The sequence below is a fragment of the Serratia sp. JSRIV002 genome (genome assembly GCF_019968725.1).
GTDB classification, from domain to species: domain Bacteria; phylum Pseudomonadota; class Gammaproteobacteria; order Enterobacterales; family Enterobacteriaceae; genus Chania; species Chania fonticola_B.
In genome coordinates this window covers 660100-676965 of sequence record NZ_CP074143.1, presented here as the reverse complement: position 1 = coordinate 676965, position 16866 = coordinate 660100, and the positions used below count along the sequence as shown (strand labels likewise).

Here is a 16866-nt window from a genome sequence, read left to right as displayed (position 1 = left end):
TCTAGCCGTAGCTTTCGTCGTTGTCTTTAAGATTCAGGAGAGTGCATGGAGTTCAGTGTAAAAAGCGGTAGCCCGGAAAAACAGCGCAGCGCCTGTATTGTAGTAGGTGTTTTCGAACCACGCCGCCTGTCACCTATCGCAGAACAGCTCGACAAAATCAGTGATGGTTATATCAGCGCACTACTGCGCCGGGGCGAACTGGAAGGCAAAGTCGGGCAGACGTTACTGCTGCACCATGTGCCGAACATTCTCTCCGAACGCATCCTGCTGATTGGCTGTGGCAAAGAGCGCGAGCTCGATGAACGCCAGTACAAGCAGGTGATCCAGAAAACCATCAATACCCTTAACGACACCGGTTCCATGGAGGCCGTCTGCTTCCTGACCGAGCTGCACGTCAAAGGCCGCAATACTTACTGGAAGGTGCGCCAGGCGGTAGAAACTGCCAAAGAAACGCTCTACACCTTCGATCAGTTGAAGAGCAACAAGGTGGAGCCACGTCGCCCGCTGCGTAAAATGGTGTTCAACGTGCCAACCCGCCGCGAACTGACCAGCGGTGAACGCGCCATCCAGCACGGCCTGGCCGTGGCTTCCGGCATCAAGGCCGCCAAAGATCTCGGCAATATGCCACCAAACATCTGTAATGCCGGTTATCTGGCCTCACAGGCACGTCAGTTGGCCGATGCCTTCAGCACCCACATCACCACCCGCGTCATCGGCGAACAGCAGATGAAAGAGCTGGGGATGAACGCCTATCTGGCGGTCGGTGCCGGTTCGCAAAATGAATCGCTGATGTCGGTGATGGAATATAAGGGAAATCCTAACCCGGACGCTAAGCCGATCGTGCTGGTAGGTAAAGGGTTGACCTTCGATTCCGGCGGCATCTCGATCAAACCGGCCGACGGCATGGACGAGATGAAATACGACATGTGCGGTGCGGCAACCGTATACGGCGTCATGCGTGTGGTGGCAGAGCTCAATCTGCCACTCAACGTGATTGGCGTGCTGGCTGGCTGTGAAAACATGCCGGGCGGACGTGCCTATCGCCCAGGCGATGTGCTGACCACCATGTCGGGCCAGACGGTAGAAGTGCTGAACACCGACGCCGAAGGCCGCCTGGTGCTGTGCGATACCCTCACCTACGTGGAACGTTTCGAGCCAGAGCTGGTGATTGATATCGCCACTCTGACCGGTGCCTGCGTGATCGCACTGGGCCACCACATCACCGGCCTGATGTCGAACCACAACCCGCTGGCTCACGAGCTGATCGGCGCTTCCGAGCAATCGGGTGACCGTGCGTGGCGCTTGCCGATGGCCGACGAGTATTACGAGCAGTTGGATTCCAACTTTGCGGATATGGCCAACATCGGCGGCCGCCCAGGTGGTGCCATCACCGCCGCGTGCTTCCTTTCACGCTTTACCCGCAAGTACAGCTGGGCGCACCTGGACATCGCCGGTACCGCCTGGCGCTCCGGCAAGGCCAAAGGGGCCACTGGCCGCCCGGTAGCCCTGCTGGCGCAGTTCCTGCTCAATCGTGCTGGTCTAAACGGCGACGATTAAATCCGCGCGGTAATTCAGGTATAATCACCGAGGGCACAGCACGCTGTGCCCTTACATTTTTTGGCCACGGTGAATTGAATCATGAAACAGGCAACGTTCTACCTTCTTGAACACGCAGAACCCGCTGGTGCGCTCAGTGCACACGAGGCTGTGGCCTGTGCCGTTGCCGCCGAAAGATGGCGCGCTGGCAAGCGGGTGCTGATCGCCTGTGAAAGCCAGGAGCAGGCCCAGCGGCTGGACGAAGCCCTGTGGCAACGTGAGCCACACCAATTTGTACCGCACAACCTGGCAGGCGAAGGGCCAAACTTTGGCGCCCCGGTCGAGCTGTGCTGGCCAGGTAAACGCGGCAATGCCCCGCGCGATCTGCTGATCGCCCTGCTGCCGCAGTTTGCAGATTTTGCTACTGCTTTCCATGAAGTGGTAGACTTCGTCCCTTACGAAGACACCTTGAAACAGTTGGCGCGCGAACGTTACAAAGCCTATCGCAGCGTCGGCTTCCATTTGACCACGGCCACGCCGCCAACTAACTGAACCTTGAAATAAAAATGGAAAAGACCAACACCGATCTCGATACCGCCTATGACCCAACCCAGATCGAACAGAAGCTGTACGATCACTGGGAAAGCCAGGGCTATTTCAAACCGAATGGCGATACCAGCCAGGAAAGTTTCTGCATCATGATCCCGCCGCCGAACGTTACCGGCAGCCTGCATATGGGCCACGCGTTCCAGCAGACCATCATGGACACCATGACCCGCTACCAGCGCATGCAGGGTAAAAATACCCTGTGGCAAGCCGGTACCGACCATGCCGGTATCGCGACCCAGATGGTGGTTGAGCGCAAGATCGCTGCAGAAGAAAATAAAACTCGCCATGATTATGGCCGCGACGCGTTTATCGACAAAATCTGGCAGTGGAAGGACGAGTCCGGCGGCACCATCACCCGCCAGATGCGCCGTCTGGGCAACTCCGTGGATTGGGAGCGCGAGCGCTTCACCATGGATGAAGGCCTGTCCAACGCGGTGAAAGAAGTGTTTGTCCGCCTGTACAAAGAAGACCTGATCTACCGTGGCAAACGCCTGGTGAACTGGGATCCAAAACTGCGCACCGCCATCTCCGATCTGGAAGTGGAAAACCGCGAGTCCAAAGGTTCCATGTGGCACCTGCGCTATCCGCTGGCCGATGGGGCAAAAACGGCGGAAGGCAAAGACTACCTGGTGGTTGCCACCACCCGTCCGGAAACCGTGCTGGGTGATACCGGCGTAGCGGTAAACCCGGAAGATCCACGCTACAAGGATCTGATTGGCAAAGAGATCATTCTGCCATTGGTGGGCCGCCGCATCCGCATCGTGGGTGACGAGCACGCCGATATGGAGAAAGGCACCGGCTGCGTGAAAATCACCCCGGCGCACGACTTCAACGACTATGAGGTGGGTAAGCGTCACGGCCTGCCGATGATCAACATCCTGAGCTTCGACGGTGACATCCTCGAAGTGGCCGAGGTGTTCGATACCCTGGGCGAAGCCAGCACCGCCTACAGCGGTGAGCTGCCAGAGCAGTTCCGTGGCCTGGAGCGCTTTGCTGCGCGTAAAGCCGTGGTTGCCGCCTTTGACGAACTCGGCATGCTGGAAGAAATCAAACCTCACGATCTGACCGTGCCTTACGGCGACCGTGGCGGCGTGGTTATCGAGCCAATGCTGACCGACCAATGGTACGTGCGTACCGCGCCGCTGGCGAAAGTCGCGGTGGAAGCGGTTGAGCAAGGTGAGATCCAGTTCGTGCCCAAGCAGTACGAAAACATGTACTTCAGCTGGATGCGCGATATCCAGGACTGGTGTATCTCCCGTCAGCTGTGGTGGGGCCACCGCATCCCGGCCTGGTACGACGCCGAAGGCAAAGTGTACGTTGGCCGCACCGAAGAAGAAGTGCGCCGCGAAAACAACCTGGGTGCCGACGTGGCACTGAACCAGGACGAAGACGTGCTGGATACCTGGTTCTCCTCCGGCCTGTGGACCTTCTCGACCCTGGGTTGGCCAGAGCAGACCCCGGATCTGAAGACCTTCCACCCGACCAGCGTGCTGGTCAGCGGCTTCGACATCATCTTCTTCTGGATTGCCCGCATGATCATGCTGACCATGCACTTCGTCAAAGATGAAAACGGCAAACCGCAGGTTCCGTTCAAGACCGTGTACATGACCGGCCTGATCCGCGACGACGAAGGGCAGAAGATGTCCAAGTCGAAGGGTAACGTCATCGATCCGCTGGATATGGTTGACGGTATCTCGCTGGAAGACCTGCTGGAGAAACGTACCGGCAACATGATGCAGCCGCAGCTGGCAGAGAAAATCCGCAAGCGCACCGAGAAGCAGTTCCCGAACGGCATCGAACCGCACGGCACCGACGCCCTGCGCTTCACCCTGGCAGCACTGGCCTCTACTGGCCGTGACATCAACTGGGACATGAAGCGCCTGGAAGGCTACCGCAACTTCTGTAACAAGCTATGGAACGCCAGCCGCTTTGTACTGATGAACACCGAAGCGCACGACTGCGGCTTCAACGGTGGCGAAATGCAGCTCTCCTTGGCCGACCGCTGGATCCTGGCCGAATTCAACCGCACGGTGAAAGCCTACCGTGAGGCGCTGGACACCTATCGCTTCGATATTGCGGCGGGCATCCTGTACGAATTCACCTGGAACCAGTTCTGCGACTGGTATCTGGAATTGACCAAACCGGTCGTGATCAACGGCAGCGAAGCGGAACAGCGTGGCACACGTAATACGCTGATCACCGTGCTGGAAGCGTTGCTGCGCCTGGCGCACCCAATCATTCCATTTATCACCGAAACCATCTGGCAGCGCGTCAAGCCTCTGACCGGTGAAACCGCAGACACCATCATGCTGCAGCCGTTCCCGGCCTTCGACGCCGCGCTGGAAGACCAGCAGGCATTGAACGATCTGGAATGGATCAAGCAGGCGATCATCGCGGTGCGTAACATCCGCGCCGAGATGAACATCGCGCCAAGCAAACAGCTGGAAGTGCTGCTGCGTAACGCCAATGGTGATGCCCAACGCCGCGTACAGGAAAACCAGAGCTTTATCGAACGCCTGGCACGCCTGAGCTCTATCACCCTGCTGCCTGCAGGCGAGAAAGGCCCGGTTTCGGTCACCAAGCTGGTAGACGGTGCCGAACTGCTGATCCCGATGGCTGGCTTTATCGACAAGGATGCGGAAATCGCGCGCCTGTCGAAAGAGATGGGCAAGCTGGATGGTGAGATTGCGTCTATTGAAGGTAAGCTGTCCAACGAAGGCTTTGTGGCTCGCGCACCGGAAGCGGTAGTGGCCAAAGAGCGTGAGCGTCTGGCAGCCTGCAAAGAAGGCAAGCTGAAGCTACAGGAACAGCAGGCGACTATCGCCGCGCTGTAATCTGCGAGCTACCGATCAAAAACAGCGGGTGATTTTTCCCCGCTGTTTTTTTATCGGCATTGCCAAGGGCCAGGCTTAAGTGTTATTACAAAGTATTATTGATGCGGTGCATTCCGTAATAACAACGAAATTCCGGGGCCCTTCAGGTTCCCTTTGATGGTGAGTAAAAACATGACAACAGCTACCCCAGTGCGTCTTCTGGTACGCCCAATCACGGCCGAGGACAACGCCGCGATTGCTCACGTCATTCGCGAAGTCTCCGCCGAGCATGGCCTGACGGCGGATAAGGGTTATACCGTTTCCGATCCCAATCTGGACGCCTTGTTCCAACTCTATAGCCAACCGCGCAGTGCCTACTGGGTGGTGGAGATAGACGGTCAGATTGCCGGTGGGGGTGGCGTTGCGCCGCTGCAGGGCGGTGAGATCGACGTTTGCGAATTACAGAAAATGTATTTCCTGCCGGTGCTGCGTGGCAAAGGTTTGGCAAAACGCCTGGCGCTGCAGGCGCTGGAGTTTGCCCGCCAACAGGGATTCGGCCGTTGTTATCTGGAAACCACCGCCACGTTGCAGCAGGCGATCGGTCTGTATGAGCATCTTGGTTTTGAGCATATCGACTGTGCCATGGGCAATACCGGCCACGGTGACTGCGAAGTCACCATGCTGAAAGCGCTTTAACATTAGCGATCTACATACCCCTCACCCTAACCCTCTCCCACAGGGAGAGGGGACCGAATGTGCCACGATTTGCTCCTTCGCCTGACTGTAACTTCGTATCAACACCCTCTGCTTCCATAGTCACAGTTCTACACTGCCCCTATTCACAACTCCGGGCTAGCTCCCTCTCCTTGGGGAGTGTACAGACCGGGGACATGGTAGACAGGTGTTCAAGGACATGGTGAACACTTTTTAACATCCTTTACCCATGATGATCGACCTATTTCTCAGGTCGATCATCCCCACTTTCGTGCTGTACCACCATACCTCGTAGTAGCCCTCTCTCTCACTTGCCTTCAGCCCGACATATTCACCGATAAAGGCCTTGCCCACTTTCAGGCTCATCCCTTTCAGGCTCAGTTTTCCACTGATATCCACTTTCCTGACCAAGACCCCCTCGTCATACTCGGCTGCCGCCGGATTGCCATTGTACTGTCGCGATGAAGGCTGATAATGGGACGCCGGTACCGCCATTGACAGCGCTTCGTGTGGGCGTTCCAGGTTGTAGGTATCTCGCCAGGCGTCGAACACCTCCTGCAACTGCGCGGCATGGGTAAACCACCGTCCCTGCAGGAGCTCTGCCTTCAGGCTGCGGTGGAAGCGCTCCAGCTTACCCTGAGTCTGAGGATGATAAGGCCGAGAGTGACCCACCCGGATACCCTGACGCATCAGCCACAGTTCCAGCGCGGTCCAACTGCCCGTCGTGTCGCCCCAGGGGGCACCATTATCCATGGTCATTCTCTCCGGCAAGCCATAACGTTCGAACACCGCTATCAACTGAGACTGCACGGTGACTCGTCGTTCGTCTGGGCAGTGCGCCAGACAGAGCGAGAAGCGCGAATGGTCATCCAGCAAGGTCAGCGGATGACAACGCCCTTCGGCGAAGGGGAAGTGGCCTTTAAAGTCCATCTGCCAGAGTCGGTTCGGGGCGTCATGTTCAAAGCGTCCGACGGTGGGCGCTGGTGACGGACCGCCCGGTAGCAGGTCATGGTGGCGCATGAGGTTATGCACGGTGCTGGCGGCCGGTAACGTATGCCCCTGCATCTCGAGCCACCGCTTGAGCTTGCGTGCGCCCCACATCGGATGGGCCTGGTGTGCAGCGCGGAGGTATTGGACAACGATATCGGGTGTTCTGGAAGGAGAATGGTGTGGCACTCGAGAACGTTCGTTCAGACCGGCGCGCCCATCAGAGTGCCAGCGATGTAACCACTTGTATGCGGTAGCAGGCGCTATGCCGAACTGACGGCATAGCGCACGGATATTAGCGCCTTCTTGCGAGGCGAAAAGCACAAACTCGGTACGTAATGACATGGCAGATCTCTCATCCCACGGCATAAGCAACTCCACTCAGAAGTACTCATACCTATGTTGTAAGTGTCTACCATGTCCCCGAACAAGTGTTCATGATGTCCCCGGTCTGTACAGAGAGAGGGTTGGGGTGAGGGAGAGAGCACATCACTCACAAATAAAATTATTAATATCTACATCATTCGAAAAATTACACGGTAATTCTATATTTCAACCAGTTAAATTGATTCTACATGCTTAAATGTAAATTTATTGTGATATTCATTAATAAATTAACGATCGCAAATTGACCTACTATTCTGCTGAGTTACTCTGCCATGACAGTCTCTAACCATCACGCACAGGGAACGGTCATGTCAGAAAATAACTTCGATTACATCATTGTTGGCGCAGGCTCGGCGGGTTGCGTGTTGGCAGCCCAGCTCATCCGCCGTACCCAGGCCCGTATCCTGCTGCTGGAAGCCGGCGGCGACGACAATAATCTGTTTATCAAAATGCCCGCTGGGGTCGCCAAGATCATCGCCAAGAAAAGCTGGCCGTATGAAACCGAACCAGAGCCGCACGCCAATAATCGCCGCATGCAGATCGCCCAGGGCAAGGTGCTGGGCGGCAGCAGCTCGGTAAACGGTATGATCTATCTGCGCGGCCAACCGCAGGATTACGACGACTGGGCGCATCAATATGGCTGTACCGGCTGGAGCTATCAGGACGTGCTGCCCTACTTCAAACGCGCCGAAGCCAATGAAAGCCTGGCGGATGAGTATCACGGCAACGAAGGGCTGCTACCGGTCAGCGAGAACCGCTACCGCCATCCGCTCAGCATGGCGTTTATCCGCGCGGGCCAGGAGTTGGATCTGCCCTACCGCAACGACTTTAATGGTGAAAATCAGCACGGCGTAGGTTTCTACCAGACCACCACCCACAATGGCGAACGCGCCAGCACCTCCCGCACCTATCTGCAAGCCGTGCGCGATAACTCGCGGCTAGTGGTGAAACTCAACGCGCTGGTGCATCGCGTCACCTTCGAAAACAACGTGGCAACTGGAGTGGTCTACAGCCTGAACGGTGGCAATGAGATCGTCGCCCACGCCAGCCAGGAAGTGATCCTCAGCGCCGGGGCGGTTGGCTCACCGAAGATCCTGATGCTGTCCGGCATCGGCCCGCGCGAACATCTGGAGCAGTTAGGCATTACGCCGCTGGCCGATCTGCCGGTGGGCAAAAACTTCCACGATCACCTACATATGTCGATTAACGTCAGTACCCGTGAACCTGTCAGCCTGTTCGGTGCCGATCGGGGCTTGCAGGCGCTGCGCCACGGTGCAGAGTGGTTGGCGTTTCGCAGCGGTGTGTTGACCTCTAACGTACTGGAGGGGGCCGCCTTTGCAGACTCCCTGGGTAATGGCAGGCCAGACGTGCAGGTACATTTCCTGCCGATTCTGGACAGTTGGGACGACGTGCCCGGCGAACCGCTACCGGCGATCCACGGCATGTCGCTCAAGGTCGGTTATCTGCAACCCAAAGCGCGCGGCCAGGTGCAGTTACGCAGCCGTAACCCTGCCGATCCGGTCAAGCTACAGGCCAACTACCTTGGTCATCCAGACGATCTGGCAGGCAGCATTCGCGCGGTGAAATTTGGCCTGCGCTTCCTGGAAACCGCCTCTCTCAAGCCGCTGATTAAAGATCTGCTGATGCCACAACCGGCGTGGGTGAACGATGAGGCGCAGATGGAGGAGTTTGTGCGTAACTTCTGCAAGACGGTCTATCACCCAGTGGGTAGTTGCCGTATGGGGAAAAATACGGATGACTCGGTGACCGACTTGCAGCTACGAGTGCATGGCTTTAAGCACCTGCGGGTGGTCGACTGTTCGGTGATGCCGCAGGTCACCAGCGGCAACACCAATGCCCCAACTATTATGCTGGCCGAAAAGGCAGTGGATTTGATATTAGGGGAAACGCTGTAATTCCCTCACGCCACCGGCACGCCGCTGTGGAAGCGGAACTCGGTGTCCGGTGAGCGGATCAGTTCCGCCTCCAACTGGCCAAAAAACGCTACGCGTTCGCTAATATCGCCGCCGGCAATCTGCTCTGCCAGCGTCAGGTAATCCTGATAATGGCGGGCTTCGGAACGCAGCAGCGAGACGTAAAACCGGTTCAGCTCATCGTCCAGGAACGGGGCCAGCTTGGCGAAGCGTTCGCAGGAGCGGGCCTCGATATACGCGCCGCAAATCAGTTTATCGATCAGGGTAGCCGGATCGTGGGTGCGCACCTCGCGGATCATGCTTTTGGCATAGCGGCTGGCGGTGATCTTTCTATAAGGGATCTTCCGGGCCTGCATGATCTCCAACACCTGCGAGAAGTGATGCAGCTCCTCTTTGATCAGCAGCACCATCTTGTCGACCAGATCCTGGCCATAGGCCGAGCCATTCTTCGGCAGGATCTTCCTGGTAAACGCGCTCTGACGGAACAGCTCTTCTGGTACTTCCTGCGCCTCGTGCACAAACGCCTCATAGGGCCTCAGCAGCGCCAACAGGGCATCGCCACTCTCTTTGTCTGCCACATAGCGGCGGATCAGCCACATGCCGGTCTGCGCCGCTTTCAGCTCGCATACCAGGTGGTCGGTCAGCAACAGTGGCAGGTTTTCCGGGCGACGGGCCGCTTCGATCCAGCCATCCGGGGTTTCGCAGTGCAGGAAGTTTAAAATCGGGGATAACAGTGATTGGTATTTCATCGGGTTCTATCAGGGGCCAGCTTGCACCAGCCCACAGGATTTAATTAATGACGTTTGCCGTCGTCGTCTTCATCGATAAAGTCGCCGTCTTCTTCGTCGTCGCCTTCTTCACCGTTCGGATCTTCATAGTAGGTGCCCCAACCGTCGTAATTGACACCGCATTTTTCTGCCAGTGCCACCAGTTGTTCTACCTGGCTGTCGATCAGCTCGGCATTCAGCGCAACTTCGCTGATCACGTCACAGCACATCACCATGGAGCCATCTTCCACTTCCAGCTCTTCGGCATCGGTCACTTCGTAGCCCAACTTGAAGGCTTCCACGGCGGCCTGCTCCAAAACGTCAAACTTTTCGGCAGAGAAATGGTGCTCGATGGTGTAGAGCGCATCCGGATCGCTGCCGTCTTCCAGCAGTTCTTCGATGATCAGGCGGGTCTCTTCACGTTGTTCTTCCAGCAATTCGCGGTTTGCCATGCCTCTATCCTCAATAAAATGGGCTTCGTTACTTCTATTTTCACACACCGCTGTCACCGCTGCCACGATAAACGTGAAAGATTTCTGCCTTGGGGTTGAAATTGAATATTCATACATATAAAGTGAATTTAAATTCAATCAAAACGATAGGGATTTACGGAGATGAGCCAGATGAACCCGTTCTACAGTCGTCACTTTTTGAGATTAATGGATTTTACCCCCAGTGAGATCCAGTCCTTGTTGCAGTTGGCCGCCAATTTGAAGCAGGCCAAGAAGCAAGGCCAGGAAACCCGCCATCTGCAAGGCAAGAACATTGCGCTCATCTTCGAAAAAGACTCCACCCGTACCCGATGCTCTTTCGAAGTTGCCGCATTCGATCAGGGCGCTCAGGTGACCTACCTTGGCCCAAGCGGCAGCCAGATCGGCCATAAAGAGTCGATGAAAGACACCGCCCGCGTGCTGGGCCGGATGTACGACGGTATTCAATATCGCGGTTTTGGTCAGTGCCTGGTGGAAACCTTGGCAGAACACGCTGGCGTACCAGTCTGGAATGGCCTGACCAATGAGTTCCACCCCACCCAGCTGCTGGCAGATTTGCTCACCGTGCGTGAACACCTGCCGGGGAAAGCGTTGAGCGAGGTGAAATTCGCCTACATTGGCGATGCACGTAACAATATGGGCAATACCCTGTTGGAAGCCGCCGCGCTGGTGGGCATGGATCTGCGGTTGGTCGCGCCAAAAGCCTGTTGGCCGCAAGCCGAGCTAGTTGCTGAATGCCAGGCGCTGGCACAGCAGACCGGTGGCAAAATCACCCTGACGGAAGATATTGCCGAAGGCGTGCAAGGTGCCGATTTCCTGTATACCGACGTTTGGGTCTCGATGGGAGAAGCTAAAGAAGTCTGGCAGGAGCGGATTGCCCTGCTCAGACCGTATCAGGTGAATATGGCAATGGTGAAACTGACCGGCAACCCGCAGGTGAAGTTCCTGCACTGCCTGCCAGCATTCCATGACGATCAAACCACGTTGGGTAGACAGATGGCCGAGCAGTATGACATGCACGGCGGTATGGAAGTGACCAACGAGGTGTTCGAGTCGGAGCACAGCATCGTGTTCGATCAGGCAGAGAACCGCCTGCACACCATTAAGGCCGTGATGGTCGCCACGCTGAGCAAAACCCTGTAAATCGCCCTTCCCAAAAACCCTTCTTAATGAAGGGTTTTTCTGGTTAATCCCCCCTTCTGGCTCTATAGTCTTTTTCGTCATATCAAATAACTTCTTGGCCTTTGCCTGTTTTTTACCAACGTTCTACCGTGGCATTCTGGCGGCGGAAATGCCGTAAAAAACAATGAGAACAACCTCCTCTCCGTTCTGGTTTACCGGTACATTCAAGGGAAAACGTCTATGAAAGCCAAAGTCTTGCCGCTGTTTATTCTTGCCGCCCTCTCCACCACTGCACTGGCCGCCACGCCGCCGAATACGCTGGTGGTGGTGCAATCACTGGATGATATCGTCAGCCTGGATCCGGCGGAGGCCAATGAGCTCTCCAGCATCCAGACCGTGCCCAGCCTCTATCAGCGTCTGGTGCAGGCCGATCGTGATAATCCGGCCAAGGTGATCCCGGTGCTGGCTGAAAGCTGGAAGGATGATGCCGCCGCCAAGACCCTGACGGTCAAGCTGCGCCCACAGGCAGCGTTTTCCTCCGGTAACCCGCTGACCGCCGACGACGTGATTTTCTCTTATACCCGCGCAGTGAAGATGAACAAGTCACCAGCATTTATCCTCAACGTGCTCGGCTGGCAGCCAGACAATATCGAAAAGCAGCTGAAGAAGATTGACGACCATACCGTGCAACTGAGCTGGACGGCAGACGTCAGCCCGGCGGTGGCCCTGAATATCCTCTCGACGCCGATCGCCTCAATCGTCGACAGCAAAGCCGTGCAGCCTAACGTGAAGAGTGACGATTTCGGCAACGCCTGGTTGAAGATGCACTCTGCGGGCAGCGGCCCGTTCAAGATGCGGGTTTACCAGCCGCACCAGGCGATCGTGCTGGATGCCAACCCAACTTCACCGGGCGATAAGCCACTGCTAAGCAACATCATTATCAAAAACGTGCCAGACCCAAGCGCGCGCCGCCTGCTGATCCAGCAAGGGGATGCCGACGTGGCGCGTGAACTCGGCCCGGATCAAACCGCCGCGCTGAAAAGCCAGGCGGGTGTGAAGGTGCTGGAAATCCCTTCCGCCGAGCAGAACTATCTGGTGTTCAACACCGGAAATACCGCCAACCCGCTGCTGAAAAATCCGGCCTTCTGGGAAGCAGCCCGCTATCTGGTAGATTATCAGGGCATCACCAAGGATCTGCTGAAAGGACAATACTTCGTCCATCAAAGCTTCCTGCCGGTCGGCCTACCGGGAGCGCTGGAAGATAACCCGTTCAGCTTCGATCCGGCCAAGGCCAGGGCGATCCTGGAAAAAGCTGGCATCACCAACGCCAGCCTGACGCTGGACGTGGAAAACAAACCGCCGTTCATCACCATCGCCCAGTCGCTACAGGCCAGCTTTGCCCAGGGTGGCGTGAAGCTCGATCTGTTGCCAGCAGCCGGTAGCCAGGTCTATGCCCGCGTACGCGCCAAGCAGCATCAGGCAGCGATCCGCCTGTGGATCCCGGATTACTTCGATGCGCACTCCAACGCCAGCGCCTTCGCCTATAACGATGGCAAAAGCAGCACGGTGGCCGGGCTGAACAGCTGGCAGATCCCTGAGTTGAGCAAACAAACGCTGGCAGCCGTCGCAGAAGCCGAGCCGGCCAAACGCACCGCGCTGTATACCGCCATGCAGCAGGAATTGCAGCGTAGCTCGCCGTATGTGTTTATCGATCAGGCCAAAACGCAGGTGGTGCTGCGCGATAACGTCAAAGGCTATCAACAGGGCCTGAATGCGGATATGGTCTATTACGATCGCGTTAGCAAATAATCAGGATTGCCATGTCGGTAGCAATAAAATCCACGCTGGGAAGCAATGCCCGGCGTCGTCTTTGGGGATTGGCGCAGGGGCTGCTCACGCTGGCGCTGACCCTGTTCGGCCTGTTGTTGATCACCTTCTTACTGTCTGCGCTGTCGCCAGTAGATCGCGTGTTGCAGATCGTCGGCGATCACGCCAGCGCTGCCACCTATGAGCAGGTAAAACAGCAGCTTGGCCTGGATCGCGCTTTGCCGGTGCAGTTCTGGCACTATCTGGAGCGGCTGGCCCATGGCGATCTCGGCACCGCCAGCGCCACCGGCCAGCCAGTGTTGCAGGATCTGCTGCATGCCTTCCCGGCCACGCTGGAACTGGCCACACTCTCGTTGGTGATTGGTGCCCCGCTCGGCGTGCTTGCTGGCATCTTGTGTGCGCGTTTTGCCGGCAGCAAGCTGGATATCGGCGTGCGCTTTATTACCCTGCTCGGCAACTCGGTACCCATCTTCTGGCTGGGGCTGCTGATGCTGTTGCTGTTCTACGCCAAGCTACAGTGGAGCGCCGGGCCGGGGCGGTTGGACGATATCTACCAATACACCGTGGAGGCCAAAACCGGCTTCGCGCTGATTGATACCTGGCTTTCCGGCGATGCGGGGGCCGTGCGCAATGCGTTGGCACATCTGGTGCTGCCGGTCTGCCTGCTGGCCTATTATTCGTTGGCCAGCATTACCCGCCTGACCCGTTCCGCCTGCCTGAGCGAACTAAATAAAGAGTACATCACCCTGGCACGCGCCAAAGGGGCCAGCGAGATGCGCATCATGTTTCGCCACGTGCTGCCCAACATCAGCGGCACCCTGCTGACGGTAATCGCTCTTGCCTATACCAGCATGCTGGAGGGCGCGGTTCTGACCGAAACCGTGTTCTCCTGGCCGGGCATTGGCCGCTATCTGACCACCGCGCTGTTTGCCGGGGACACCACCGCCATCATGGGTGGTACGCTGCTGATCGGCCTGTGCTTTGTGATTATCAACAATTTCACTGACCTGCTGGTGCGCCTGCTTGATCCGAGGGCGCGCCAATGACTATGACGCTACTTAAACGTTCGCCCTCCGCCACCTGCGGAGCCACCATTCTGCTGGTACTGGTGCTGATAGCGCTGTTCGCACCTTGGTTGGCACCGGTCGATCCCAACTGGCAAAACGCCGCCAACCGCCTATTACCGCCGGGAGCGGGCCATTGGCTCGGCACCGACAGCTATGGCCGCGACGTCCTTTCCCGCCTGATCTACGGCACCCGACCAACCCTTGGGCTAGTGCTGTTGGTCACGGCCATCACCCTGCCGCTCGGCCTGCTGATTGGCGTGCTATCCGGCTATTACGGCGGCTGGCTGGAGCGCGTGCTGATGCGTTTTACCGACGTGGTGATGTCGATGCCACGACTGATCCTGGCCTTCGCCTTTGTGGCGATGCTCGGCCCTGGGCTGGTCAACGGTGCGTTGGCGTTGGCGCTCACCACCTGGCCCGCCTATGCTCGCCAGGCCAGAGCCGAGATCCAACTGCTGCGTAAAAGTGACTACCTGGCCGCCGCCGAGATGATGGGTATTCAGGGCCCGCGCCTGCTGTGGGGCCATATTCTGCCCATGTGCCTGCCCTCTGCCGTCGTTCGCCTGGCTTTGGATCTGGCGGGGATTATTCTGGCCGCTGCCGGTCTGGGGTTCCTGGGGCTGGGTGCACGACCGCCGATGGCGGAATGGGGATCGATGGTAGCCGACGGGATGCAAGTGATCTTCGATCAGTGGTGGATCGCCGCGATCCCTGGCTGTGCGATCCTGATCAGCAGCCTGGCGTTTAACCTGCTGGGCGACGGCCTGCGCGACTTACTGGATCCGCATCATGACTGAACCACTGCTGACAGCACAGAACCTGAGTATCGAATTTAACGGCCACAAGGTAGTGGATAACCTTTCTTTCAGCATTGGCCGGGAGAAAGTGGCGCTGGTGGGGGAATCCGGCTCTGGCAAATCCATGACCGCCCGCGCCCTGATGGGGCTGGTGCGTAAACCGGGCATCGTCACCGCCGATAAGCTGCACTATCGTGAGACCGATTTATTGAAGCTTCAGCCACGCCAATGGAACGAGGTACGCGGCGCCAAAATTGCCATGGTGCTGCAAGATCCGCGCTACGCATTGAATCCGGTGCGCAGTATCGGGAAGCAGATCGAAGAATCCCTGGTGCTGCATAACGCACTAACCCGGGCCGATCGCCATGAGCGGGTGCTGAACTCACTGGCCGCCGTCGGCTTACCGGAGAGCCTTTATCACAGCTACCCCGGCCAGCTTTCCGGCGGCATGGGGCAACGTGCCATGTTGGCGATTGCGCTGGTCAACGATCCGCAACTGCTGATTGCCGATGAGCCAACCTCGGCGCTGGATGCCAGATTGCGTAATCAGATCCTCGATCTGATCGTCGAACAAACCACGCGGCGTAACATGGGGCTGTTGCTGATCAGCCACGATCTGCCGCTGGTGGCCGAGCGCTGCGACCGGGTATTGGTGATGTATCAGGGCAAGCTGGTGGATCAGGGGATCGCGGCCAACCTGCCACTAGCCACTCATCCTTACACTCGCACGCTGTGGGCCTGCCGCCCCAATGCCAGCACCTACGGCCAGGATCTGCCGGTGCTGGATCGCAGCATCGATTTTACCCGGAGCGAACATGGCGCTGATTGAAATTGAAAATTTGCAGGTCAGCTTCCCACAGGGCAACGGCCATAAGATCGCTGTGGAGTCGGTCAGTTTTGGCGTTGAGGCGGGGGAAACCTTCAGCCTGATTGGGGCTTCAGGCTGCGGCAAATCTACCGTGCTGCGCGTGCTGGCCGGTTTGCAACGTGAATGGCGCGGAGAAGTTCGCTTGCTCGGCCAGCCTCTGCAACCACAACAACGCTTCACCGGCCAATTACGCCGCGACGTGCAGATGGTGTTTCAAGATCCTTACGCTTCGCTGCACCCGCAGCATCAGATTGCCCGTACGCTGGGTGAACCGTTGAAGATCCATGGTGAGAAACACATTACGGCGCGGATTGACGAAGCCTTGCGGCAGGTAGGGCTGAGCGCGGCCACGGCACAGCGTTATCCCCACCAGCTTTCCGGTGGCCAGCGCCAGCGCGTTGCTATCGCCCGTGCCTTGCTGCTGCGGCCTAAGCTTCTGCTGTTGGATGAGCCCACCTCGGCGCTGGATATGTCAGTACAGGCTGAGATCCTCAACCTGCTCAACCATCTCAAACGCGAGCATGGCATGACCTATCTGCTGGTCAGTCACGACGGCGACGTGATAGCCCATATGTCCGAACGCGCCGCCCTGATGGAAAACGGCCACATCGTGCAGCATTACGACCGGGCTGCCTTACAGGCCGGTGAGCATATGCATGATTAAGCGCTACCGGCAACATGGTCAAACAACCAGACACCAAGTTCTACTCGCAGCGGTAATCATCAAGCCAATCGATTGCGAAATCGCAAAAAGTGGTGTTTTTACCCTTGCAGAGAAAAAAAGCGCGAGTATAATGCGCGACAATTTGCCAGGAGAAAGCATGAAAAACGAGCTTTGTTTTGTTCGCCACACTCGACAAGACCGCCAGCCAATCGGCGGGCAACTGCCGTTATTTCCCCTGTTGCATGAACCATCATTTAAAGCCCCTCGTTGAGGGGCTTTTTTT

The 16866-nt window shown here is 57.3% G+C and carries 15 protein-coding genes; 12 read left to right on the top strand and 3 right to left on the bottom strand.

Annotated features, from left to right (window positions below; translation table 11 throughout):
- Positions 1–45 precede the first annotated feature (45 nt).
- The 4 genes from pepA (at position 46) to KGP26_RS03010 (ending at position 5654) form a co-directional block, all read left to right on the top strand.
- A complete protein-coding gene (pepA, locus tag KGP26_RS03025) occupies positions 46–1557 on the top strand; it encodes a leucyl aminopeptidase (RefSeq protein WP_021179114.1) in 1512 nt (503 codons plus the stop codon).
- An 81-nt stretch (positions 1558–1638) separates the two neighbouring features.
- On the top strand, positions 1639–2088 hold the full coding sequence (locus tag KGP26_RS03020; protein WP_021179113.1) for a DNA polymerase III subunit chi: 450 nt from the start codon (positions 1639–1641) through the stop codon (positions 2086–2088).
- A 14-nt stretch (positions 2089–2102) separates the two neighbouring features.
- Positions 2103–4979, top strand: a complete 2877-nt coding sequence (locus KGP26_RS03015; protein WP_223664996.1) for a valine--tRNA ligase — start codon at positions 2103–2105, stop codon at positions 4977–4979.
- A gap of 171 nt (positions 4980–5150) precedes the next feature.
- Positions 5151–5654: a GNAT family N-acetyltransferase gene (locus KGP26_RS03010; RefSeq protein WP_223664995.1), complete on the top strand. Its 504-nt coding sequence runs from the start codon at positions 5151–5153 to the stop codon at positions 5652–5654.
- 231 nt (positions 5655–5885) lie between these two features.
- On the opposite strand, the gene KGP26_RS03005 is transcribed toward KGP26_RS03010, so the two are convergent.
- Complete coding sequence (locus KGP26_RS03005) at positions 5886–7040, bottom strand: IS481 family transposase (protein WP_223664977.1); 1155 nt, start codon at positions 7038–7040, stop codon at positions 5886–5888.
- Positions 7041–7354: 314 nt separating this feature from the next.
- Between KGP26_RS03005 and KGP26_RS03000 the strand changes: the two genes are divergently transcribed.
- Positions 7355–8962: a GMC family oxidoreductase gene (locus tag KGP26_RS03000; protein ID WP_223664994.1), complete on the top strand. Its 1608-nt coding sequence runs from the start codon at positions 7355–7357 to the stop codon at positions 8960–8962.
- 5 nt (positions 8963–8967) lie between these two features.
- On the opposite strand, the gene miaE is transcribed toward KGP26_RS03000, so the two are convergent.
- Together miaE and rraB are read right to left on the bottom strand one after the other, a co-directional pair.
- Positions 8968–9729, bottom strand: coding sequence for a tRNA isopentenyl-2-thiomethyl-A-37 hydroxylase MiaE (miaE, locus tag KGP26_RS02995; protein ID WP_223664993.1), 762 nt, complete (start codon positions 9727–9729; stop codon positions 8968–8970).
- A 44-nt stretch (positions 9730–9773) separates the two neighbouring features.
- Positions 9774–10199, bottom strand: coding sequence for a ribonuclease E inhibitor RraB (gene rraB, locus KGP26_RS02990; RefSeq protein WP_039995461.1), 426 nt, complete (start codon positions 10197–10199; stop codon positions 9774–9776).
- Positions 10200–10361: 162 nt separating this feature from the next.
- On the opposite strand from rraB, the gene argF reads away from it, so the two are divergent.
- The 7 genes from argF to KGP26_RS02955 all read left to right on the top strand — a co-directional run bounded on the left by argF (position 10362) and on the right by KGP26_RS02955 (position 16854).
- Positions 10362–11381: an ornithine carbamoyltransferase gene (argF, locus tag KGP26_RS02985; protein ID WP_223664992.1), complete on the top strand. Its 1020-nt coding sequence runs from the start codon at positions 10362–10364 to the stop codon at positions 11379–11381.
- Between the two features lie 219 nt (positions 11382–11600).
- Entirely contained in the window at positions 11601–13169 is a 1569-nt protein-coding gene (locus KGP26_RS02980) for an ABC transporter substrate-binding protein (protein WP_223664991.1), read from the top strand.
- 11 nt (positions 13170–13180) lie between these two features.
- Positions 13181–14233, top strand: coding sequence for an ABC transporter permease (locus KGP26_RS02975; RefSeq protein ID WP_223664990.1), 1053 nt, complete (start codon positions 13181–13183; stop codon positions 14231–14233).
- Complete coding sequence (locus tag KGP26_RS02970) at positions 14230–15051, top strand: ABC transporter permease (RefSeq protein ID WP_371824932.1); 822 nt, start codon at positions 14230–14232, stop codon at positions 15049–15051. The genes KGP26_RS02975 and KGP26_RS02970 overlap by 4 nt, the downstream gene beginning before the upstream one ends.
- Positions 15044–15880, top strand: coding sequence for an ABC transporter ATP-binding protein (locus tag KGP26_RS02965; RefSeq protein ID WP_021807802.1), 837 nt, complete (start codon positions 15044–15046; stop codon positions 15878–15880). The genes KGP26_RS02970 and KGP26_RS02965 overlap by 8 nt, the downstream gene beginning before the upstream one ends.
- Positions 15867–16583, top strand: coding sequence for an ABC transporter ATP-binding protein (locus KGP26_RS02960; RefSeq protein WP_021807801.1), 717 nt, complete (start codon positions 15867–15869; stop codon positions 16581–16583). The genes KGP26_RS02965 and KGP26_RS02960 overlap by 14 nt, the downstream gene beginning before the upstream one ends.
- The gene (locus KGP26_RS02955; RefSeq protein ID WP_223664989.1) at positions 16576–16854 is read left to right on the top strand and encodes a hypothetical protein; all 279 of its coding nucleotides are present in this window, start codon (positions 16576–16578) and stop codon (positions 16852–16854) included. The genes KGP26_RS02960 and KGP26_RS02955 overlap by 8 nt, the downstream gene beginning before the upstream one ends.
- Positions 16855–16866 lie beyond the last annotated feature (12 nt).